Source organism: Paenibacillus sp. 2TAB19 (assembly GCF_052115185.1).
GTDB lineage: Bacteria > Bacillota > Bacilli > Paenibacillales > Paenibacillaceae > Pristimantibacillus.
The window spans coordinates 117,670-139,369 of record NZ_JBFRGE010000005.1; the positions used below are offsets into that span (position 1 = coordinate 117,670).

The following is a 21,700-nucleotide window of genomic DNA, read 5'->3' on the forward strand; positions in this document are numbered from 1 at the left end:
ACCTATGACGATAAAAAAACCATCCATAACAGCAGGCGGCTGGAACTTTGATAACAGCTATGCCCGTTTGCCGGAGTTATATTATACAAGACTGAACGCATCCGAAGTGAGCGCTCCCGAGATCAGCATCCTTAATGAACCGCTTGCGGCAGCATTGGGGCTAGACGCTGAGGGGCTGCGGAGCGAAGAGGCCCTGGCGGTGCTTGCCGGGAATGAAGTGCCTGAGGGCGCTTTGCCGCTTGCCCAAGCTTATGCAGGCCATCAATTCGGCCATTTCAACATGCTGGGCGACGGTCGCGCGCTGCTGATCGGTGAACACCTTACGCCGAATGGCGAGCGGGTTGATATACAGTTGAAAGGCTCCGGCCCAACGCCGTATTCCCGCCGCGGCGACGGCCGAGCTGCGCTTGGTCCGATGCTGCGCGAATACATCATCAGTGAAGCGATGCATGCGCTTGGTATACCGACGACACGTAGTCTTGCGGTTGTGACGACGGGTGAATCGATCGTCCGCGAGAGGATGTTGCCGGGTGCGGTACTGACTCGCGTGGCGGCAAGTCATCTGCGCGTGGGCACATTCCAATATGCGGCTTATCGGGGAACGATCGAGGAGCTTCGGGCGCTTGCGGATTATACGCTGCAACGACATTATCAAGATATAGATGGTAAAGATGAGGATCGCTATCTGCGCCTGCTGCAAGAAGTCATTAAGCGCCAAGCTTCGCTTATTGCCAAGTGGCAGCTCGTAGGCTTCATTCACGGCGTTATGAATACGGACAATATGGCGATAAGCGGCGAGACCATTGATTATGGGCCGTGCGCTTTCATGGATACGTACGATCCGGCAACGGTGTTCAGCTCTATCGACACCCATGGTCGATATGCTTATGGCAATCAGCCGAATATTGCCGTGTGGAATTTGTCTCGATTCGCCGAGACGCTATTGCCGCTGCTGAACGACGATCAAGAGCAGGCGATACCGCTTGCCCAAGAGGCGTTAGAGCAGTTTGCTCCGTTATATGAAAGCTACTGGCTTGCAGGAATGCGGGATAAGCTTGGCCTCTTCGGCGAGGACCAGGAGGACGAATCGCTAATTATGGACCTTCTCGCCATGATGCAGGAGAAGGGCGCGGACTATACGAATACTTTCCGCGCACTCTCAATGGATAAGCCCGAGTCTGTGACGGGTCTGTCCGGCAGCTCCGGATTCGAACGCTGGCTGGAACGCTGGCAGGCTAGACTGGGCAAGCAGGAGCAGACTTTAGACAAAAGTTATGCACTCATGCGCAGCAGCAATCCAGCAGTCATCCCTCGTAATCATCGAGTTGAGGAGGCACTGGATGCCGCCGTGAAGCTAGGCGATTACAGTGTTATGGAGCGGCTGCTTCAAGCGCTCTCAACGCCTTTTGCGTACTCGCCTGAACAGGAAACGTATTGCTCGTTGCCCGATCTGTCGTCAGGCGGCTACCAGACGTTCTGCGGTACCTAATTAAAATAAGCGCCTTGTCGTGTTCGCCCGCGACAAGGCGCTTTTTATATCATAGTAGATTATCTGAAGCTGGGAGAGGGAGGACATAAGGAAGGTAAGACGGTGTGCGCCGCCGATCTGAATAGGACCGGCCGAGTAGCTGTCAGGCTAGAATCGGCCGGAACGGAGTATAGCGAAGATTAGCCACAAGAACATGAGCAGCGCGATGACGAACCCGATCTCGATGATGGGAATGCCCCAGAATAACGTCTGCGCATGATTCAAGGCTGCGCTGATGATTAATCCAACCATTACGATGCTAAGAGCGAGCAATACGATGCTGAACGATAGACGGTTGCTGATCCGATCCATTCGTTTCATCAAGCTATCCACTTGGGGGATTCCAACCTCCACCTTCAGCCGTCCTTGACGCATCGACGCGACCAGTTCCTTCACCACGATCGGAATGTCTTGCACCAAATCCACATAATCAGGGACCTCATCTATCCACGACTTCAGCTTCTGGACAGGGTTGATCTGCTCGAGCAGCAGCTTCCTGCCGAAAGGCTCAGCCACGTTGAATACGCTGAATGTCGGATCTAGAGACAACACGACGCCTTCCATCGTGAGCAGCGTCTTGCCCAGCAGCGTCAGCTCGGCGGGAATCCGGATGCGATGCCGAAGCGCGACCGCGAACAAATCCTGCACCGCCTCACCCATACTAATTTGGTTAAAGGGTACGTCGTAATATTTATCCCTTAGAGCATCCACATCGAGGTGCAGCTCATCCTTATTCACATCCTCCGGCACAACTCCCATATGGCTAATGGCGCGAATGACGCCTCTTGTGCTCTGATTCCTCAGAGCAATGACGAAGGAGGCAAAATGTTTCTTCGCTTCAGGGGTCAGCCTCCCCACCATGCCGAAGTCCAGCATGACAAGCAAGCCGTTCTTCTGTGCGAGCACATTGCCGGGATGAGGATCGCCATGGAAAAAGCCGTCGATCAGCACCTGATGCAAAATAATCGCAGTGAATCGCTCCGCCAGCACGCGCAGGTCAATTCCGGTTTGTATAAGCTGCTCCTTGTCGGAAAGCTTAATTCCTTCCATATAGGTTGTCGTCAATACCCGTCTCGAGCTATAGTCACGCCATACCTTAGGAACTCTTACGTCCCCTAGAGCTTTGCTTTGGCTTTCGAATCGCTCCGCGTTCCTTGCTTCAACGGTATAGTCGAGTTCGGATCGAAGCGCCTTGCCGAGCTCCTCGACCATGCTGCCGAGCCGATAGGCGCCGGCCCATTCGAGCCGGGATTCGGCTACTCGCGCGACATCAGCCAAGATGTCTAGATCGGTTTCGATCCGCGCATGAATGCCGGGACGCTGCACTTTAACGGCGACTACCGTTCCGTCCTTCAACACGGCACGATGCACCTGTCCGATAGAGGCGGCAGCCATGGGCTCTTCCGCGAATTCGAGGAATAGTCTGCCAAGCTCTTCTCCGAGCTCCTCTTCTATGATGCGTGCGGCTTCCCGATAGGAGAATGCGGGCACATGATCTTGAAGCCGCTCTAGCTCGGACAAGATGCCGGGAGGAATCAAGTCGGGACGCGTGCTGGCGATCTGCCCCAGCTTCACGAACGTCGGGCCCAATTCCTCCAGGATGAGCCGGATGCGCTCGCCGATGCTTTTGGCCTCGATTCCTTTGCGCTTGCCGTGCCCGAATAAAGAGAACTTCTCATGAAGTCCGATATCGTGGAAAATGTACCCTAAACCGTTGCGGGCAAAAGCAGACGCGATCGTCCGGTAGCGCTTCAACTGCCGGATTCGTTTGCTAATGCCGAAACGGGGCAAGCCGTTACTCATCCTTGCGGTCCCTACGCTCTAGAGCATCTAATCTCTCGTGAATTCGCTCAATGTCCTCCCGCGTAGCCCATTGCTGACTGTCGCCCAGGGGAGAGGATTGCCGTTCAGCCGCAGCCGCTTCCATCTGCTGGCGAGCTTCTTCGCCCTTTTTCACAAGCCGGTCAATCAACTCTTTGGACTCTGCCCGATTGACCTCTCCCTTTTTTACTAGCTCCTCAACCGTTTTTTCAACCTGCTCCTTGCCGGCAACGACGACGCCAACTCCTAGCGAAAACATTTTTTCAATCGTGTCTTTCATTTTCATCCCATCTCCCTGCCTAAAAATCTGACTTTGGGGATAGTATTCTCATATCGGCGAGAAATATAAAAAAATGCCAGCTTTGGCAGACACGCCATTCGAAGTTCTGATGCAGCATGCGCGTTCTCTGCTAGCATGTGGTAATATAGAATGCATGGGACAAGGGTTATAACCGTGATATCCATATAGAGAGGAATGAACCGATATGATCAACATTACGCTGCCAACGCCGGACGTGACGATTTTCAAGCAAGACAACCCGCAGGAAAGCAACATTTACGGATTCACTCAATTTCATCTCATTACGAGAGAGCTGGGTGGTTTCTTCATGTTCTACAATGATAAGGACGAGCTGCTGTTCGTGGGCAAGGCAAGGAAAATAAGACCGCGAATTAAGAAGCATTTCGAAGATTCCGTATCGCCAATGAAGAAGCATCGGGACGAAGTGCATAAGATAGAGGTTTACGTCGTGGAAAGCGCAGTGGATCGGGACATCTACGAAACGTATGCGATTAATGAATTCAAGGCGAAGTACAACGAGGACAAGGTGTATTACAAATAAGGAACAGTTGGCGGAAAAAGCCATAGAAACCAGGAGCGCGGGTCGCTTCTGGTTTTTTTGTTGGTTACTGCTTCTTTCGATAAGCACCGGGCGAGATGCCGTAGCGATCTCGGAACAGCCGATGGAAGTAAGCGTAGCTGCCGAGGCCGGCTTCCGCCGCGATCTGCTCCAAGGACAGTTGGCTGTGATCGAGCAGCTTCACGGCGTGGCTGAGCCGGAGCTGCTGCGCATAGCCGATAATTGATATACCGAAGTGCGCTTTGAACAGATGGACGGCGCGAGACACGCTAAGTCCGGTATGATGGGCGACCTGCGCGAGGGTGATTTCCTCGGCGGTATGCTCCTCGATATATTGCCGCATGCGCAGCGCATGAGAGGCAAGCGGAGACGGAATGTCAGGCGCTTCGTCGAGGGCGCGGTCGATCAGCATGAGCAGCGACCAGACAAGAGAGTCGACAATATTCTTGTGTCCGCCGTCCAGCCGACGTTTCTCGAGAACGATCTGATGCCAGATTGCTTTCAGTCTGCTGTCCTCGGCGATCATGGACAATGTCGGTCGCATGCGCTGTTCCCACCACTCCCGCATACCCGGTCCGTTTCCCATTACGTAGTAGTCGCTAGACAGTTGTGCTCCTCTTGCTCCGAAGCCTATGCGCAGATCGTAGATATCGCCGGGCTTGCACAGCATGAGATGGCCCGGGCGTATTTCCCTCATCTGTCCGTCGATGAGCGCTTCACATATTCCTTCAATTTGTAGCCGAATAATATAGGTGTCCAGACCGTTGCCGTAATATTGGCGAAACGGCTCGACATGCTTGGAGTATTCGCTTAATTGGATATTAAGCGCGCTCATCGTTCATTCTCCTCTCATACGCTTTTTAATATAATCAATCAGATTGTTGATATATTCGACCATATTGTTTCTTCAAGGGCGGGTCTCACTCCTATTATAATAAAAGCATCACGAATTACGAAAGGGGAGTAGAACTCCATATGTCTACACGTACGATTAGAACAATCCAAACCTCGCAAGGCAATCAAGACCGATTGACGGAGATCGCGCCGCTTGAGCTGCGCGAAGATAAAGCTGGCGTAGAGAATCAGATCATTAATGTTTATGAGGATGTCGAATATCAATCGATCATCGGTTTCGGAGGCGCGATTACCGAGGCGTCGGCCGTTACGGCGTCGAAGCTGAGCGACGAGAATAGCAAGCGCATTCTGAATGCTTACTATGACGAGAAAGACGGTATCGGTTATACGATCTGCCGCACTCATATCAATAGCTGCGACTTTGCGCTGGGCAACTACTCCTACGTGCAAGATGGCGATACGGAGCTCAGCACCTTCGACATTAGCCATGACCGCGAGGTTATCATTCCATATATTCGCCAGGCGAGAGAGCTTGCAGGCGATAACTTCACCTTTTACGCATCCCCGTGGAGTCCTCCGGCATGGATGAAGACCAACGGTGAGATGAATAACGGCGGCAAGCTGAAGCCGGAATATCGCGACGTATGGGCGCGTTATTACTTGAAGTTCATCGAGGCCTACGAGGCGGAAGGATTGCCGGTATGGGGGCTTACCGTTCAGAACGAAGCGAAGGCTGTCCAAATCTGGGATTCCTGTATTTACACCGCCGAGGAAGAACGCGACTTCGTGCGTGATTATCTTGGACCGGAGCTGCACAAGGCTGGGCGCAAAGACGTGAAGGTCATGATTTGGGACCATAACAAGGAGCGCGTATATGATCGCGCGAAGACGGCATTCGATGACGCCGAAGCTTCTAAGTATATCTGGGGCATTGGCTTCCATTGGTACTCCGGCGATCACTTCGAGGCGCTTGATGCCGTATCCCGCAGCTACCCGGACAAAGCGCTTATGTTCACGGAAGGCTGCCATGAAGGCGGCGTGCAGCTCGGCTCGTGGAAGAGCGGAGAGCGCTACGCGCATGATATTATGGGCAACCTGAACAACGGCATGTCCGGCTGGACGGATTGGAACATCGTGCTTGACGAGCAGGGCGGACCTAATCACGTCGGCAACTACTGCGACGCGCCGATCATCGTCGATACGAAGTCTGATTCGCTTACGTTCCAGTCGTCGTATTATTACATTGGCCACTTCAGCAAATATATCCGTCCGGGCGCGATTCGCGTCAGCTGCACGAAATATACGGAAGCGCTGCAAACGACGGCGTTCAAGAATACGAACGGCGAGCTCGTTGTCGTTGTCCTGAACCGTTCGGACGCGCCGCATCCTTACTTGCTTCGCAACCGCGAGCAAATCGCCGAGGGCAGCATTCCTGCGCATTCTATCCAAACGCTGATTTTCCCAAGCTTGTAATAGGAGGGTATGTCGAAAATGAAAATGGAACAGCCAGTAACGACCTCGGCCCCAGCACAAGCAGTCTCTCCGCGCAAATGGATGACGCCGGACATTGTCCGTCAGGCGGAGCAGCTGTTGTCCCGCATGTCGCTTGAGGACAAGGTCGGCCAGATGACACAGTACGACTGGGGCTTCAACCCGATTAACCCCGAGACGGGTGTATCTCAGCGCGATCTGCTGCTGGAAGAAATTCGCCAAGGGCGAGTGGGCTCGATCTTCAATCTGTCCGGCGCAGAGGAAGCGAACGAGCTGCAACGGGCCATTCAAGAGCATACCTCACAGCAGATCCCGCTGCTGATCGGCCGCGATGTCATTCACGGCTACAAAACGGTGTTCCCGATTCCGCTGGCGCAGGCGTCGGCGTGGAATCCAGACTTGGCGCGGCGCACGGCGGAAGCCGCATCCCGCGAATCGCTTGCCGATGGCGTCGCATGGGTGTTCGCGCCGATGATCGACGTAAGTCGCGATCCGCGATGGGGACGCATCGCCGAGAGCATCGGCGAAGATCCGCTGCTGACATCGCAGTACGCCAAGGCGTGGGTAGAGGGCGCGCAGATTGATGACGGAGCAGGCCAGGCGACAGCTAGCTGTCCGAAGCACTTTGCAGGTTACGGCCTTGCGGAAGCGGGACGCGATTACAACACGGTCGATCTGTCCGACCACGTGCTGCGCGAAGTGATACTGCCGCCGTTCCGCGAAGCGGTTGATGCGGGCGCGCTTAGCATCATGGCATCGTTCAATGAAGTGAACGGCATACCGGTATGCGCTAATCCATACTTATTGAAGACGATTCTTCGCGACGAATGGGGCTTCGAAGGCATTGTAGCGAGCGATTACAATGCGCTGCAAGAGCTGATCGTGCACGGCGTAGCCGGCAGCGAGGAAGAAGCGGCCGAACGCAGTATCCTTGCGGGCTGCGACATGGACATGCATTCCGGCTTCTATATGCGCCATCTGCCGAAGCTTGTCCGCGAAGGCCGCGTGCCGGAACGTCTTATCGACGAGTCCGTGCTGCGTATTCTCGCGGTTAAGATTAAGCTAGGCTTGTTCGAGCAGCCGTACGTCGCTATTCCACCTGCCGAAGCGGCTGCCGAGGCCCGCGCTACTTTCACTGAGCTCGCTCGCGAGGCGGCGAGAGAATCGATCGTCCTGCTGCGCAACGAAGGGCAAGTGCTGCCGCTGCGCAAGGAAGGCGTATCGATCGCCGTGATCGGGCCGCTTGCGGACAACAGCAAAGACCCGCTTGGCTGCTGGGCAATGGACGGCAATCCGGCTGATGTGATCAGCCTGCTCGAAGGCATCCGCCAAGCGGCAGGCGCAGAAGCGGGAGCAGCCATCCATTATGCGGAAGGCTGCGCCATCGACGCGGACGGCGAAGACGGCTTCGAAGCCGCGCTGGAAGCGGCGCGCCAAGCGGATGTCGTCGTCCTGGCGCTGGGCGAAGCGCTCGAGATGAGCGGCGAATCGCGCTCTCGGACATCGCTTGATCTGCCGGGCGCGCAGCGCAAGCTAGTGCAAGCCGTCGCCGCGCTGGGCAAGCCAGTCGTAGCCGTGGTACTGAGCGGCAGACCGCTTGCGCTGCCATGGCTGCAAGAGCATGCTGCCGCGATCGTCCAGGCTTGGCATCTTGGCGTACAAAGCGGTCATGCGATCGCCGATGTGCTGTTCGGCGACTACAACCCGAGCGGCCGTCTGTCGGTTACGTTCCCGCACAATGTCGGACAGGTGCCGATCTACTATTATCGCAAAAAGACCGGCCGCCCTCCTGCGGGTGTCTATTCTTCTTACTACATCGATTCGACTACCGAGCCGCTATACCCATTCGGCTACGGGCTTAGCTACACAAGCTTCGAATACAGCTCCATTACGGCAGACCGGACGTCCATGAGCGCGAACGGCGATCTCAATTTGTCCGTGACTGTCACGAATACCGGAGACCACGAAGGCGAAGAAGTCGTACAGTGTTATATCCGAGACGAGGTGGCGAGCGTCACTCAGCCGCTTAAGAAGCTGATCGGCTTCCGCAAGATTAGCCTGCGGCCTGGTGAATCGGCAAACGTAACGTTGAACGTACAAAGCGATTCTCTCGCTATATTGGACCAAGATATGAAGCTGACGACGGAGCCAGGCGACTTCACCGTATGGATCGGCCCTAATGCAAGCGCGGGGCAGACGATAACGATCAAAGTTGTGGAATAGGAATAGCAGTCAGCAAGCGGCGTGTTTTCCAATCAAAGAGGACAGCTCGAAGTCATACCTTCGAGCTGTCCTCTTTTTTACTCCCCCTTCAACTCTCATAGGCAACAAGCTATTATTAGAGGAACAGCTCGTCTAGATCGACACGAGAGAGGACAGGGAATGCGATGCAGCAACAGGTGCTTAAATTGGAACATATATCGCTAACAAAGCTCTATGCTTCGGTTGCCCGCGAGAAGCTAACCTTCGACACATACACGCTGCTCATTATCATACACGGAGCAGGGGAGCTCTGGATCGATAACAAGAGCTATCATTTGGATAAGTCGGGCATGGTCGTTTATTGCAAGCCGGGAACGGCTATGCACTATACGGAAGAGAGCGGGCATGAACAGGGACTACTGTTTTATCAACTGACGATTGGCGTTTATTCCAAGGGCGCAAGGGTCCCAGAGGGCGGACTGTTCAATAATGGAGAAGTGGCGCGGCGCTGTTACCACCAGCTCAGGGATTTGGCAGAGAGTATAGAGCTGATGAACGGGGTGCATAGTGCTGCTCAGGACTTCAAGCGACAAATGCTGTTCAACGAAATGATGTTTCTCATTTCCCACGAGCATGAAGAGTCCAAAGAGAAGCCGGACACAACCGCTATTGATAGCATTATTGCCTACACAGAAAGCCATTACCATGAAGATATTCACCGGGATCAGCTTGCCAGAATGGTCGATTTGAATCCTGAATATTTTTCGCGGTTGTTCAAAAAAGTGACGGGAAGCACGTTCAGCAGCTACTTAACCGAGTTAAGAATCAGGAATGCGCAGCAATATTTGCTTACCTCAAGAGGCAGCTTAAGAGAGATTGCCCACCGCGTCGGCTACAGCAACGAGTTTTATTTAAGCCGCAAGTTCAAAGAGGTAACAGGCGTGTCGCCGACCTTCTATTTGCAGATGCCTAAGCGCATCGCTTCCGTTTCTTCGCATTTCACCGCTTGCTTGCTCGCCCTTGGCGTAATCCCGAGCGTAGCGAAAATTAACCCCTATATTCAAGAGCTGTACAAAGACAGCCTGTGCGATGGATCGACGCAGCTCATGGATCTGCATACGTTTCACTATAATCAGATTGTTGCGGATGCGTCGCCGGATCTTATTTTTTGCTACGATACTTATCCGGAATTAGGCGATCTGAAGCGGACTGCCCCGACCATTTCGCTTTCGCTGAATAAGCTGGGATGGCGTGAGCAGTTCATGTTCATCGCCGAAATCGTGAATGCCAATGAGAAGGCCAATGAGCTTCTTGGAAGCTTGGACGAGCAGGTCGTTCAGGCGAGAAGACAGCTAGCCGACAAGATAGGCGACCATGAGACGGTACTAATCCTTGAGATTTGGAACGATAAAATTATGGTCATCGGCGACTCCGGCGGCAGAGGCGGCCAATTGATCTACCATATGCTGAAGCTGAATCCGCCGGCGCGGGTCCGAAGCGAGCTGTTTGCAAGGCAATGGTACAAGCTGATAACGCCCGAGGAGCTTCCTCTGTATTCTGCCGACTATATTTTTGTGACTATTTATGAGGAAAAGGGAGGCAGCCCGTATGCCGCGAAAATCATGAACGGAAACTTCTGGAATAGTCTTCCTGCCATCTACAAAAACCGTGTATTCATCAATGATCACAGCATCTTTTACAATTGGGACCCCGTGTCGCTGCATGTACAGCTAGAGCTGCTCATGCGCCACTTCATGTCATAATTTCATAAAGGATATCGTCACAATAGGAAATGGACGGTGGTTATCCCCCATGTTATGATTGTCATCGTGATAATGATTATCATTATTATGAGAAGCATTCATTAACTAACAGCGGGGGTATTGGGAACATGAAAGTGAAATCACAACAGCTACTCATCTTGCTACTCGTCTTCGTATTTATCGTAGCGGGCTGCGGCAATCAAGCAGACAATAGCAATACAGGCAATAATGAAGCTGCACAGACGGCGACGAACGAGCCTGCGCAGGCAGAAGATGAAGGCGTTACAGAGACAGGTGGATTGAAGACCGTTACTTACTTGGGCAAGGAATATCAAGTGCCGGAGAAAGCGGAGAAGATCGCCATTCTCGCCGTTGAGGCGATGGAGGAAATGCATGTGCTCGGCGTGAAGCCTTATGCCGCAGCTAAAGATATGTACGTGAATGGCATTCCAGAGGAGATCGGTGATTCGTTGGAAGGCGTGCAATGGATTGATTCGGGCGTACAGCCGGACAAGGAGCAATTGCTTGCCTTGAAGCCGGACCTCATTCTCACTACAGCAAGATTGGATGCGGAGACTTTGAAGCCGCTTGAAGAGATCGCTCCGACGATTCCGTTGTCGTTCAGCGGTGCAGATACCGAAGCGAACATTACGGTCGTAGGCGAAGTGACAGGCAAGGCGGAGGAAGCGAAAGCCGCAATCGAGGCTTATAAGAAGCAGCTCCAAGAGTCGAAAGACAAGCTCGGCGCGTCTGCCAATAAGGACAAAAAAGTCGTTTACATGCGCATCAGCACGGAGTACGGACTAAGCGCCTACTCGACGCAAACGACATATAACGCGGTGCTTTACGATGGACTCGGCCTTACCGTTCCGGATGTAATCGGCAATATCGAACGCCGCGAGACGCTTTCGCTTGAAGTTGTGGCGCAAGCGAATCCCGACTATATCTTCGCGCTCGTTCCGCTCAATGATCTGAAGGCGATCGACGACTTGAAAACGAAGCCTCTTTGGAACGGCATCAGCGCCGTGAAAGAAGGGCATGTCATTGTGAACCCGGTTCACCCGGACTTGTTCGGAACGCCGATCTTGAGCAAAACGAAGTTCCTAGAGCAAGTGACGGCAACATTGGTCGATGCCGAATAGAAGAAAGTTAATTATTGTTATGAGCTGCCCTGTACTGCTGGCCCTCGGTATTTTCTTATCGATCAGCTACGGGGCAGCCGTTCTGTCGTTACAGGATGTCGTTCATGCTGTTTTTCACTACGATTCAAGCAACATTACGGACAATATCGTTATTACGTCGAGACTGCCCAGAGCGCTGGGCTCGGTTATAATCGGAATCCTGCTTGCCGTTTCGGGCGCTCTTATGCAAGGGGTAACGCGAAACTACTTGGCTTCTCCCTCGATTATGGGGGTATCCGAGGGCTCGGCTTTCTTCGTGACAATTGCGATGATTACAGCCGCTGCGGCAAGCTCTCTCGGTCTTATGTTGTTTTCTTTCATAGGGTCGCTCGTAGCGATTCTGTTCGTGTTCGGCATTGGGAGGCTTGTGCCGAACGGCTTCCAGCCGGTGCGGCTTGCCATTATCGGGATCGTCATAGGCACGTTCTTCAGCAGCCTGGCCGCCGCGCTGGCGCATTTTTTCCAAATCTCGCAAAGCGTCAGTTTCTGGTACAATTCGAGGCTCGACAAGATGGATATGGCGGACGTGTACTTAGTTCTTCCCTTTGCGGCGGCAGGGTTGATCGCCTCGATGGCGATATCAAAGTCCGTTACCATCCTGTCATTAGGGGAGGAGACTGCCGCGAGCTTAGGGATGCGGCCGATGCTTATTCGAACGACCGCGATGCTCGCGGTTGCGCTAATGACCGGCTCGGCAGTCGCCATCGGCGGCAATATCGCCTTCATCGGGTTGGTGGTGCCTCATATTGCTCGGTTCCTGGTCGGAACGGATTATCGCTGGCTCATTCCGTGTTCGGGGCTTATTGGCGGCGTGTTTCTATGCTTCTCGGATATAGCCAGCCGTTTCTTCAACTACCCGTATGAAACGCCGATTACGATCGTCATCTCGATCATTTGCATCCCTTTCTTTATTTATTTGGTGTACAAGAAGGGGGGGGCTCAAGGTGTATAGACGAATGATGCCTCGGATCGGGGTTATCGCTTTCCTTCTCTTGGCGGCTGTGTATATGAACATAACGAGCGGAAGCTTGGAGATGAGTCTCTCGGATATCATCCGTACGCTGCTTGGCAGGCAAGTGGAGAAGGATTTTACAATGACCGTCTATGAATACCGGCTTCCGCGAATCRTATTGGCGCTTATYGTTGGATTCGGCCTTGCGATCGCCGGTGCGGTCATACAAGGCGTGACGAACAACGGACTCGCCGATCCCGGCATATTGGGCATTAGCGCCGGCGCGGGTGCGGGCATCGTCATTTTTATTTTTTTCGCCCAAGGATCGGTCGTAACGGATGATTGGTACAGCGTATTGATTCGTCCGTTGTTCGGCTGGGCAGGCGGGATGGCAGCGGCAGCAATCATTTTCTTCCTCTCGTGGAGGAAGGGGATGCTCGATGTGACGCGATTCATTCTGATAGGCATCGCCGTATCCGCGGGGTTCAGCGCCATATCGATCTATTTCTCGTTGAAGATGGACCCGAATGACTTCCAAAAGGCTAATATATGGCTGCATGGCAGCATCTACAATGCGACTTGGACGTACATTCTCGCGGCTCTTCCATGGGTGCTTCTGCTTACTCCCTTCATCCTGTACAAGCATCGCATTCTCGATCTGTTCCAGCTTGACGACGATACGGCCCGCAGCTTAGGCGTTGCCGTCAATCGGGAGAGAATGTGGATGATTCTGTGCAGCGTTGGGCTCGTAAGCGCATGTGTATCGATTGCCGGCAACATTACGTTTATCGGATTAATCGCTCCACATATCGCAAGGCAGCTGGTCGGCGTACACAATCGATTGCTGCTGCCGGTCAGCGGCCTGCTGGGGATGCTGCTTGTGCTTGCTGCCGATTACATAGCGCGCAATATTGCGCCGTCGGAAATTCCTGTCGGCATCATTGCCGCTTTGATCGGCGTGCCTTATTTAATCTATTTGCTGCTGAGACGGAAGGTATGAATATGACGCAGCAGACTCAAAAATTGAAAAACCTTATGAACGCGCGCTGCGTCTCATAAGGTTTTTTGCATAGCGAAGCGTAGACCTTGGCTAATGAGGAGAGGCAGGACGGAGATGTGGCTTTCATCCTCGAACCTCTTGAAAGCAACGCTTAGCCGAGTTGGACTAAGCTGGCTTAACCGACTTGCCATAGCCTCGGTTTTCTCGTAATTGCGGCCCTCCGCCTCGCGCTCCAACTCTCCGATCGTAATGAGCAGCCTGATTGGCACGTCATTATCATAGGGCAGAAGCGAGGCAAGCGCTCGCTCTTGCTTAAGCAGCGGCTTCTCGTTCCAGTAAATAGAAGGGCTGCCGGCAATATAGGTTTGGAAGCTGTCCGGCTTAGAGAAGAGGGCGTTTAGCACGAACAGGCCGCCTAAGGAATGGCCAAGCAGCGTTTGCCGCTTCGTATCGACGGCGAAGTCACGTTCGATCATCGGCTTCAGCTCTTCTTCAATAAAACTAAGGAAATAAGCAGAGCCGCCTTGCTCTGGCCATGATTTCCCATCAGGATGGGGAGGAAGCTCGGACGGAAGGGATGGATAAGTGAAATCATAATGGCGCGATAGATGAAATGGAGTATCCGTTTCGTAGCCGATGCCGACGATGATCGCCGGATCTACGCCTGTCCGTTCGGGGAAGCGGGACTGCGCTCTGTTCGCCTCCGTCATCGTGCCGAACACGGCATTGCCGTCCAGCAAATAGATGACGGGAAACCCTCTAGGAGGCGCCGGCTGGAGAGGCAGGCTGATGAGAATGTGATACGTGCGTCCTCCACGGGAGACGACAACTTTTGAGATCGTATTCGAAATCGTCACTTGGTTATAAGATGGCATTGAACGAAACTCCTTGCTAATCTTTGTTTGTAAGGTTCGACATATATACGTTATTTTCTAGATTGGCGCGCACGAATTCCAACGATTGCTTAGCCATATAAGCCGAGCTGTATTTGAAATCTCCCTTAATCCAGTCAATGATCATGCCGAGAAGACCGTGAGCGCGATAGCCGGCGAGCAGCTCCTGGTCAATCTGCGGGTTGGGAGTCATATCGGTGAGGTCATCGAGAAACAGCTTCTTGAGCACAAGATGCAGCTTATTTTGAAAATCGGCTAATGCGTTCGTCTTGACCAGCAGCTTATAAAATTTCGCATAATGCTCGACGTGGTCGAACAGCTTAATGGTTGCCGAAGGCAAGCTCTTGACCTCGAAGGTGTGCTGGTGCTGATAAGGCGCTCTGTAGGATGCGATCAGATCCGCCGTAATATCCTCAAGGATCTCGCCCAGCAGCTCTTCCTTGTAAGGGTAGTGCTTATAGAAGGTGCCGCGATTCAGCTCCGCCAGCTTGACGATGTCGGTTATAGCAATTTCGTCGAATTCCTTACGCTCCATCAGTGTCAGCAAGGCGTCTTTCAAAGCGGACTTGGACTTCTTAATTCTTCGATCAGAAGACTCATTATGCATCTTGGTCCTCCTCTGTTCATTAATTAGACGTAATCGAACATACAGCCGGCAGGCTGTTGGATAATGAACAAAACCGTGAAAGGTTGAATATTGTTGACCCTATCTACCCTGATTATACTACTTCGTAGAGCGTATGACATGTTCTTGGTCATTGTTTGTGAGAGCGCTTCACGCGTGACAACTATGAGCGAAGGGATGATAAATATGGGAAGATTATCAGGCAAAGTAGCGATTATTACAGGAGCTGCTGGCGGAATGGGCTTGGCGGATGCGCAATTGTTCGCCAAAGAAGGAGCGAAGGTTGTTGCAACGGACGTACAGTTCGAACTGCTGCAGCAAGGAGTCGACGCAATTAATGCAAACGGCGGAGACGCAGTAGCGGTGAAGCTGGACGTATCCTCGCCAGAAGGCTGGAAGCAAGTCGTTGATCTTACTTTAGAGAAATACGGCAAAATCGATATTCTCGTCAACAATGCGGGTATTCATATAGCCAAAACGATTCTAGAGGCTGACGTCGACGATTGGAACAAAGTGATGGCGATTAATACAACGGGCGTATTCCTTGGCATGAAATCGGTTATTCCGGAAATGCAGAAAAACGGCAAAGGCTCGATCGTTAATATTTCATCCATCGCAGCCATTGTCGGCGGAGAGAATGCGGACGGTAACGGTGCGGCATACAGCGCCTCCAAAGGCGCAGTTCGCTCCTTGACGAAGCATGCGGCGCAGTCATTCGCAAAAGACAATATTCGTGTGAACTCCATCCATCCGGGTCCGATCAAGACGCCGATTATGGGCGAATTCGCGAAGATCGCCGGCGATATTTACAAAAATGCCGTGCCTCTTCCTCCGCATGCCGGAGATCCGGAGGACATTGCATACGGCGTTCTATATTTGGCCTCCGATGAGTCGAAGTTCGTAACAGGCGAAGAGCTTGTGATCGATGGCGGGGCTATTACGAAATAATCCGAATAATGAAGAGACACTCCTTGCAACCGCCTGTGTTGAGGGAGTGTCTTTTTTGTTGATAATTATTGATAGTTCGGAGCAAGCTCCGTTTCCGTATAGATGGAGATGAGCACGATCGCCAGCTCCTCGCCGATGTTCTTGACCAAGTGCGGCGTACAAGCGTTCCAGCTGAAGGAGTCCCCCTCATGGAACTCGGCGGCATCCTCTCCTTGCTCGGCATATATCGTGCCCTGGAGCACGACATGCACTTCCTCGCCCTCATGCGCGTGGGCTTCTCCTGTGGAAGCTCCGGGAGGGAGCTCAACAAGCACCATGCGAACGTTTTTAGTGGCGCTTAGATGCGCTACCTTCAACTGATGTATTCCGCTCGTCGTTATTTTCCGATCGTTCTTGCGCACAATATGCATGCGGTCTTCCTTCTTAAGAAGCAGGTAGGCAAGCGGGACTTTCAGTGCGCCTGCAATGCTTTCCAGCGTTGCGATAGAAGGCGAAGTTTTGTTCGTCTCGACTTGGCTCATGAACCCTTGCGACAAGCCTGTTTCCTCGCAGATCTGTGCGATCGTAATATTTTTGCGCTTGCGGATAGCGCGTATATTCGAACCGATGTCCATTCGATTTCACCTCGGAATATTTGTAATAAAGAATATAAATTCATATTAACAATAAATTAGTTGACACGCCACTCTTTTCGGAATAATATTAGCAATATAAAAGTTATATACTTATTTAAAATAACCGAAGAGAGCAACACCCTATAAAATGAAGTGGAGGCGTGCAACTATGAATCCAAATCCAGCCTATGCGTATGACATTCACTTTCCACCCAATTTTGATGCGAACAAGAAATACGCGACGATCTTCACTCTGCACGGCAAAGGCTCGAATGAGCACAATATGTTCGGTTTAGTCGCTCCTTTATCGGAATCGTTTATCATAATCGGTATTCGAGGCGATCTGTTGCTCGGGGCAGGCTATCAATATTATGAGCTGAAAAGCCTCGGCAATCCGCTCCGCGAAACGTTCGACCGTGCCGTACGGCAGCTTGAGTCGTTCATCGACTATGCAACTGAGAAATATGCAGTCGACCCGGATAGACGTTATTTGCTCGGCTTCAGTCAAGGCGCGATCTTGTCGATGACGCTGGCTCTCACGATGGGGGATCAGTTGAAGGGAATTGTCGCGCTGAACGGCTACGTACCTGAATTTGTGAAGACGGAATATCCTCTGAAGAGCGTGGAGAATATCTCGGTATTTGTTTCTCATGGCGAGTTTGACTCCGTTTTCCCGATACGTATCGGGCATGAGACATCGGCTTACTTCGAGAGCTTGACGCCGAAGCTGACGTTCAAGACGTACCCGTCCGACCATGGAGTAATTGAAGAGAACCAACGTGATTTTACCGAATGGCTTATAAAAGACGCGAACCTGCGATCAATCCAATAATAATAAGGAGTGAATGAAAAGATGATACCTTCCTATTTTATGGCCCATGGTGCCCCGTCCCTCGTCCTTGATGAAGTGGATTATACCCGTTTCTTGAAAAAATTCGCCCAAAGCATGCCTGTAAAACCAAAAGCGATCGTATTGTTCTCGGCGCATTGGGAAGAAAACACGCAGACGGTAAGCGATGTTGACACGTACAGCACAATCTACGACTTCGGCGGCTTCCAGCCTGAGCTGTACGAAATGACTTATCCGGCAAGCGGGGATCACGCTATAGCTGAGCAAATTCAAGCGCTGTTCGGCAAGCACGGAATTGACAGCGTTCGGGATGAGCAAAGAGGTCTCGATCACGGAGCTTGGGCTGTGCTGAAGCTGGTGTATCCGGATGCGGACATTCCGGTCGTCGCTTTATCCGTCAACCGTTATTTGACCAACGAGCAGCAATACGAGATCGGCAAAGCATTAGCGGAGCTGAGGGAGCAGGACGTTCTTATTGTTGGCAGCGGGGGAACGGTTCATAATTTGCGCAGAGTGAATTGGGGAGCGGAAGCGGCGGACAGCTGGGCCGAGGGCTTCGATAATTGGCTGCAAGACAAGCTGGAGACTTGGGATACCGAAGAGCTGTTCCGTTATAGAGAGCTGGCGCCATATGGGCAGGAGGCTGTTCCGACGAACGAGCATTTCATTCCGCTGCTGCTGGCAATGGGGGCGGGAGATCGCACGCGTGAGGCAAAATTGCTCCATCGCAGCTATCAATATGGTAATCTAAGCTTAAGCTGCTGGCAGTTCAGTTAAGGGTTCGGAGACGAATTAGACATAAGGAAAGAAGGCGGTTAGCATCAAATCTGCTTACCGAACCATGCTGGATCAATCGATTATTTTACTTTTAGCGGCGGTTTTCATCTTGCAGCAGTTTACGGGCTGGGAGATGCTTACCGCCGTGCTTGGCGTTCTGGTGTTTGTTGCAATTGCGGTGCTGCTTCCCCGCTTAAAAGGAGTCACGCTTCTGCTGACATCCGCCTTCGTAGTCGGCGGTGTTGTTCTTATGCTCGTTCAGAAGGCGGACGCCCGCATGTGGTGGAGCGCTGCCGGCATGAATGCGACGATCGTCACTTTGTTTGCGTTCGCGCCGTTGTTCGGTATTCCCGTGAGGCTGCCGAAGTACGTTGCGGCGTTGCGGCGTTTCTACGAGACGAAGGTGCAGAGCGGTATCGTCTTATATGCAGGCACGCAGCTGCTGACGCAGATCATGGGCGCGTTTATCAACGTAGGCTCTATATCCGTCGTGTATCATTTGGCCTTCGTAAAGCCGCGGCCAGCCGGCATCTCGAAGCTGCTTGCGAATGCGCTGAATCGCGGATTTGCCGGGGCGATTGTTTGGTCGCCTTATTTTGCGGCGATGGCGTTAATCACCTCGGCGCTTGGGGTACGTTGGTCGGAGCTGCTTCCGTACTTAATTGTATTGTCGTTGCTAAGCTTTCTAGTGAGCGTGGGGGTAGACTTGCGGAAGCTGCTTGATCCGGAGCGAGAAGTGAAGAAAGAGTCTGCTCCGTTGAGTGATCAACAGGGTGAGTCTGGAGAAAGTTCCGCGAAACCGGAAGCGGAGGCGGAAGAACAGCAAGGAGGCGGCGGATTCCCGATCGGGCTCGGGATATATCTCGCTACGGCGATTGCCGTAATTCTAATTATGGAATCGATCATTGATCTGCCGATGGTTCTGATCACTTGCATGACAGCTGTCGTTGTTCCGCTCCTCTGGTGCTTGGCGCAAGGGCAAGGCTCCGTTTACAAGCAAGGCCTTGTGAATCATATGCAGGTGACGCTCCCATCGCTGAAGAAGGAGATCACGCTATTTCTTGCGGCGGGTTTCTTCAGCGGTTCGATCGGCGCGACGGGGATTGGCGATTCTTTGCCTGCGCTGCTTGCGGGCATACCGATTCCTATCTGGCTGTCATTCTCGGTTATGGTCGTTATTCTTATGATTATTTCTGCACTTATCGGTCTGCATCCAATCGTGCTCGTCACAATATTTGCGACAGGCATCGACCCTGGCGCCATTCAGATGAGCGCGAACGACTATGCCATCCTCCTGCTCGGCGGCTGGGCATTATCCAACCCGATCTCTCCGGCCTCGGCGGTCAATAATTTATTGGCCGGATTGTTCAAGAAGCCCGTATTCGAGATGGCGTCGCCCAATTACAAGTACGCCGCTTGCATGGCGGTGCTGCTGCTTCTTTTTATGCTGGTGATACGGATCTAGACGTATGATGAACGGCTGTGCCCCCTTGTCGAAGGCGGCGCAGCCGTTTTTGTATGGAATAAAGGGAATTTCTCCAGTTATTTATTGGAGAATGCCAGGATAAACCGAAAATAAAAGGAATACCTCCTGTTAATTTCATCGGTATCACCGATTCGAAGGGAAGAGGGTCATATTAACGGGAGGAATTCCATTTAATTGCTAATAGACGGCGGGATGAGCAGATTTAACAGGAGAATTTCCAGATATTTAAATCTGCACACGAGTCCGCATCGAAATTGACGTTAAGTGAGGATGAAGAAGAAGATGGCAATGCGCGGCTGCCACGTCTACGATCCGGAAGGCAACATGCTGCTCATTTGCACCCTGCCTCATTCGTAACGGCGCTTAAAGCATACCTCGTTTGCTCGCTCTTCACCCACGCGATATAATGTTTGCATTCCTAGAAGGCCGTTACGGTAACGGTTATGAAAAGAGTGATGCACCATGAGTGAACAAAATATTATCGATCGTACGAAGCTTCCCATTACGGTAAATATGATTGTGAATCAATTGCGGACGCTGGGCGTTCATGAAGGAGACATGCTTCTCGTCCACTCCTCGTTATCTGCCTTGGGGTGGGTGTGCGGCGGGGCTCAAGCGGTCGTACAGGCGCTGCTTCAAGCGGTAGGCGAAGCGGGTACGCTCATTATGCCGGCGCAGAGCGGAGACTGGAGTGATCCCGCTGAGTGGGGGAACCCGCCAGTGCCCGAGGAGTGGATCGAGATTATCTATAACGAGTTGCCTGCTTTCGATCCAACTATTACGCCGACAAGGGGGATGGGGCGGGTTGCCGAATTGTTCCGGACGCACCCTGGAACGATAAGATCAACGCATCCGCAAGTTTCCTTCTGCGCGAGTGGGAGGCAAGCAGCTGAGATCGTCTACAGCCACCCGCTGACGCCGCAATTCGGGATGGATTCGCCGCTCGGCAAGCTGTACCGCGGCGGGGCCAAGGTGCTGCTGCTCGGCGTGGGATACGATTCTTGCACGAGCTTCCATCTGGCTGAAGCTATCCTACCGGACATGCCAACGAAGCGGATGGGTACGGCGATCATGGAGGATGGCGAGCGGACGTGGAAGTGGTTCACCGACTGCGCTTATGATTCAGGTGATTTCGATAAGCTTGGCGAGCAGTTTGGAAACGAGCGAGCTACAAGGCTTGGCAAAGTAGGCAATGCCGATTGCTTCTTGTTCGACATGGAGGAAGCGGTTGACTTCGCGGTAGAGTGGTTGGCGAATAATCGGACGATGAACTAATTAGCGGAGAGGAAGGCGCGGATCAACATGAGCAACAGCAATCTTATCTACTTAAGCAACATCAAGGCGGAGGACGCCGCCTCGCTACTTGATTTAAGATTGAGAAACCGCATTTTTTTGCAGCCATTCGAACCGATTAGAGAGGAAAAGCACTTTACGCTTGAAGGGCAGCAGAGCGAGATTGCAGTCAACATACGTGATGCTGTCGACGATAAGGGTTACGTATACGGCGTTTTCGCCGAAGAGACGGACGAGCTGGTCGGACGAATTGCATTAACCGGAATTGCACGCGGACCAGCACAGCATGCTAATGTTGGTTACTTCATCGATCAGCGGCATAACGGCAAAGGGTATGCGACGTCAGCGGTATCTCTATGCGTGGCCCAAGCGTTCGATGAGCTTGGTCTGCACCGTGTGCAGGCCGGCGTGATGCCTAGAAATATGCGCTCGAGACGCGTGCTGGAGAAGGCGGGTTTCCGGCTTGAGGGGTTGGCAGAGCGGTATATTTATATTAACGGCGTGTGGGAGGATCATCATTTGTTCGCCATAACGTCGGATGAACCACGTTAATAGGCGTGG

At 52.5% G+C, this 21,700-nt stretch carries 20 protein-coding genes; 14 read left to right on the plus strand and 6 right to left on the minus strand.

The window, feature by feature from the left end:
* Positions 1-4 precede the first annotated feature (4 nt).
* Positions 5-1,489: a protein adenylyltransferase SelO gene (locus AB4Z33_RS03760; protein ID WP_442048623.1), complete on the plus strand. Its 1,485-nt coding sequence runs from the start codon at positions 5-7 to the stop codon at positions 1,487-1,489.
* A gap of 147 nt (positions 1,490-1,636) precedes the next feature.
* Here AB4Z33_RS03760 and AB4Z33_RS03765 read toward each other — a convergent pair whose 3' ends face one another.
* Both AB4Z33_RS03765 and AB4Z33_RS03770 read right to left on the minus strand, forming a co-directional pair.
* Positions 1,637-3,331: an ABC1 kinase family protein gene (locus tag AB4Z33_RS03765; protein ID WP_442048624.1), complete on the minus strand. Its 1,695-nt coding sequence runs from the start codon at positions 3,329-3,331 to the stop codon at positions 1,637-1,639.
* Positions 3,324-3,629 (minus strand): phasin family protein, encoded by a 306-nt coding sequence (locus tag AB4Z33_RS03770; RefSeq protein WP_442048625.1) that lies wholly within the window; start codon positions 3,627-3,629, stop codon positions 3,324-3,326. The genes AB4Z33_RS03765 and AB4Z33_RS03770 overlap by 8 nt, the downstream gene beginning before the upstream one ends.
* 205 nt (positions 3,630-3,834) lie before the next feature.
* Between AB4Z33_RS03770 and AB4Z33_RS03775 the strand changes: the two genes are divergently transcribed.
* On the plus strand, positions 3,835-4,191 hold the full coding sequence (locus AB4Z33_RS03775; RefSeq protein ID WP_442048626.1) for a nucleotide excision repair endonuclease: 357 nt from the start codon (positions 3,835-3,837) through the stop codon (positions 4,189-4,191).
* A 64-nt stretch (positions 4,192-4,255) separates the two neighbouring features.
* Here AB4Z33_RS03775 and AB4Z33_RS03780 read toward each other — a convergent pair whose 3' ends face one another.
* On the minus strand, positions 4,256-5,044 hold the full coding sequence (locus tag AB4Z33_RS03780) for a helix-turn-helix domain-containing protein (protein ID WP_442048627.1): 789 nt from the start codon (positions 5,042-5,044) through the stop codon (positions 4,256-4,258).
* 140 nt (positions 5,045-5,184) lie between these two features.
* Between AB4Z33_RS03780 and AB4Z33_RS03785 the strand changes: the two genes are divergently transcribed.
* From AB4Z33_RS03785 to AB4Z33_RS03810, 6 genes are all read left to right on the plus strand, one after another.
* A complete protein-coding gene (locus AB4Z33_RS03785; RefSeq protein WP_442048628.1) occupies positions 5,185-6,537 on the plus strand; it encodes a glycoside hydrolase family 30 protein in 1,353 nt (450 codons plus the stop codon).
* Between the two features lie 18 nt (positions 6,538-6,555).
* On the plus strand, positions 6,556-8,778 hold the full coding sequence (locus AB4Z33_RS03790; protein ID WP_442048629.1) for a glycoside hydrolase family 3 N-terminal domain-containing protein: 2,223 nt from the start codon (positions 6,556-6,558) through the stop codon (positions 8,776-8,778).
* Between the two features lie 164 nt (positions 8,779-8,942).
* On the plus strand, positions 8,943-10,520 hold the full coding sequence (locus AB4Z33_RS03795; protein WP_442048630.1) for a helix-turn-helix domain-containing protein: 1,578 nt from the start codon (positions 8,943-8,945) through the stop codon (positions 10,518-10,520).
* Positions 10,521-10,648: 128 nt separating this feature from the next.
* Positions 10,649-11,662: an ABC transporter substrate-binding protein gene (locus tag AB4Z33_RS03800; protein WP_442048631.1), complete on the plus strand. Its 1,014-nt coding sequence runs from the start codon at positions 10,649-10,651 to the stop codon at positions 11,660-11,662.
* A gap of 19 nt (positions 11,663-11,681) precedes the next feature.
* Complete coding sequence (locus tag AB4Z33_RS03805; protein ID WP_442048632.1) at positions 11,682-12,653, plus strand: FecCD family ABC transporter permease; 972 nt, start codon at positions 11,682-11,684, stop codon at positions 12,651-12,653.
* A 4-nt stretch (positions 12,654-12,657) separates the two neighbouring features.
* Positions 12,658-13,653, plus strand: a complete 996-nt coding sequence (locus AB4Z33_RS03810) for a FecCD family ABC transporter permease (protein WP_442048669.1) — start codon at positions 12,658-12,660, stop codon at positions 13,651-13,653.
* A 53-nt stretch (positions 13,654-13,706) separates the two neighbouring features.
* On the opposite strand, the gene AB4Z33_RS03815 is transcribed toward AB4Z33_RS03810, so the two are convergent.
* Positions 13,707-14,528: an alpha/beta hydrolase gene (locus tag AB4Z33_RS03815; RefSeq protein ID WP_442048633.1), complete on the minus strand. Its 822-nt coding sequence runs from the start codon at positions 14,526-14,528 to the stop codon at positions 13,707-13,709.
* A 16-nt stretch (positions 14,529-14,544) separates the two neighbouring features.
* A complete protein-coding gene (locus AB4Z33_RS03820; RefSeq protein WP_442048634.1) occupies positions 14,545-15,153 on the minus strand; it encodes a TetR/AcrR family transcriptional regulator C-terminal domain-containing protein in 609 nt (202 codons plus the stop codon).
* Positions 15,154-15,357: 204 nt separating this feature from the next.
* On the opposite strand from AB4Z33_RS03820, the gene AB4Z33_RS03825 reads away from it, so the two are divergent.
* Entirely contained in the window at positions 15,358-16,119 is a 762-nt protein-coding gene (locus AB4Z33_RS03825) for an SDR family NAD(P)-dependent oxidoreductase (RefSeq protein WP_442048635.1), read from the plus strand.
* Positions 16,120-16,184: 65 nt separating this feature from the next.
* On the opposite strand, the gene AB4Z33_RS03830 is transcribed toward AB4Z33_RS03825, so the two are convergent.
* On the minus strand, positions 16,185-16,733 hold the full coding sequence (locus tag AB4Z33_RS03830; RefSeq protein WP_442048636.1) for a helix-turn-helix domain-containing protein: 549 nt from the start codon (positions 16,731-16,733) through the stop codon (positions 16,185-16,187).
* A gap of 169 nt (positions 16,734-16,902) precedes the next feature.
* Here AB4Z33_RS03830 and AB4Z33_RS03835 point away from each other — a divergent pair, with 169 nt between their 5' ends.
* The 5 genes from AB4Z33_RS03835 (at position 16,903) to AB4Z33_RS03855 (ending at position 21,691) form a co-directional block, all read left to right on the plus strand.
* Positions 16,903-17,565, plus strand: a complete 663-nt coding sequence (locus AB4Z33_RS03835) for an alpha/beta hydrolase (protein ID WP_442048637.1) — start codon at positions 16,903-16,905, stop codon at positions 17,563-17,565.
* A gap of 21 nt (positions 17,566-17,586) precedes the next feature.
* Positions 17,587-18,360 (plus strand): DODA-type extradiol aromatic ring-opening family dioxygenase, encoded by a 774-nt coding sequence (locus tag AB4Z33_RS03840; RefSeq protein ID WP_442048638.1) that lies wholly within the window; start codon positions 17,587-17,589, stop codon positions 18,358-18,360.
* Positions 18,361-18,424: 64 nt separating this feature from the next.
* Positions 18,425-19,825, plus strand: coding sequence for a hypothetical protein (locus AB4Z33_RS03845; protein ID WP_442048639.1), 1,401 nt, complete (start codon positions 18,425-18,427; stop codon positions 19,823-19,825).
* A 483-nt stretch (positions 19,826-20,308) separates the two neighbouring features.
* Positions 20,309-21,121, plus strand: a complete 813-nt coding sequence (locus AB4Z33_RS03850) for an aminoglycoside N(3)-acetyltransferase (protein WP_442048640.1) — start codon at positions 20,309-20,311, stop codon at positions 21,119-21,121.
* Positions 21,122-21,148: 27 nt separating this feature from the next.
* Positions 21,149-21,691, plus strand: a complete 543-nt coding sequence (locus AB4Z33_RS03855) for a GNAT family N-acetyltransferase (RefSeq protein WP_442048641.1) — start codon at positions 21,149-21,151, stop codon at positions 21,689-21,691.
* Positions 21,692-21,700 lie beyond the last annotated feature (9 nt).

Coding starts and splice junctions, on each gene's coding strand:
- AB4Z33_RS03760 (WP_442048623.1), top strand. CDS start 5: ATGACGATAAAAAAACCATCCATAACAGCAGGCGGCTGGAACTTTGAT.
- AB4Z33_RS03765 (WP_442048624.1), bottom strand. CDS start 3,331: ATGAGTAACGGCTTGCCCCGTTTCGGCATTAGCAAACGAATCCGGCAG.
- AB4Z33_RS03770 (WP_442048625.1), bottom strand. CDS start 3,629: ATGAAAGACACGATTGAAAAAATGTTTTCGCTAGGAGTTGGCGTCGTC.
- AB4Z33_RS03775 (WP_442048626.1), top strand. CDS start 3,835: ATGATCAACATTACGCTGCCAACGCCGGACGTGACGATTTTCAAGCAA.
- AB4Z33_RS03780 (WP_442048627.1), bottom strand. CDS start 5,044: ATGAGCGCGCTTAATATCCAATTAAGCGAATACTCCAAGCATGTCGAG.
- AB4Z33_RS03785 (WP_442048628.1), top strand. CDS start 5,185: ATGTCTACACGTACGATTAGAACAATCCAAACCTCGCAAGGCAATCAA.
- AB4Z33_RS03790 (WP_442048629.1), top strand. CDS start 6,556: ATGAAAATGGAACAGCCAGTAACGACCTCGGCCCCAGCACAAGCAGTC.
- AB4Z33_RS03795 (WP_442048630.1), top strand. CDS start 8,943: ATGCAGCAACAGGTGCTTAAATTGGAACATATATCGCTAACAAAGCTC.
- AB4Z33_RS03800 (WP_442048631.1), top strand. CDS start 10,649: ATGAAAGTGAAATCACAACAGCTACTCATCTTGCTACTCGTCTTCGTA.
- AB4Z33_RS03805 (WP_442048632.1), top strand. CDS start 11,682: ATGAGCTGCCCTGTACTGCTGGCCCTCGGTATTTTCTTATCGATCAGC.
- AB4Z33_RS03815 (WP_442048633.1), bottom strand. CDS start 14,528: ATGCCATCTTATAACCAAGTGACGATTTCGAATACGATCTCAAAAGTT.
- AB4Z33_RS03820 (WP_442048634.1), bottom strand. CDS start 15,153: ATGCATAATGAGTCTTCTGATCGAAGAATTAAGAAGTCCAAGTCCGCT.
- AB4Z33_RS03825 (WP_442048635.1), top strand. CDS start 15,358: ATGGGAAGATTATCAGGCAAAGTAGCGATTATTACAGGAGCTGCTGGC.
- AB4Z33_RS03830 (WP_442048636.1), bottom strand. CDS start 16,733: ATGGACATCGGTTCGAATATACGCGCTATCCGCAAGCGCAAAAATATT.
- AB4Z33_RS03835 (WP_442048637.1), top strand. CDS start 16,903: ATGAATCCAAATCCAGCCTATGCGTATGACATTCACTTTCCACCCAAT.
- AB4Z33_RS03840 (WP_442048638.1), top strand. CDS start 17,587: ATGATACCTTCCTATTTTATGGCCCATGGTGCCCCGTCCCTCGTCCTT.
- AB4Z33_RS03845 (WP_442048639.1), top strand. CDS start 18,425: ATGCTGGATCAATCGATTATTTTACTTTTAGCGGCGGTTTTCATCTTG.
- AB4Z33_RS03850 (WP_442048640.1), top strand. CDS start 20,309: ATGAGTGAACAAAATATTATCGATCGTACGAAGCTTCCCATTACGGTA.
- AB4Z33_RS03855 (WP_442048641.1), top strand. CDS start 21,149: ATGAGCAACAGCAATCTTATCTACTTAAGCAACATCAAGGCGGAGGAC.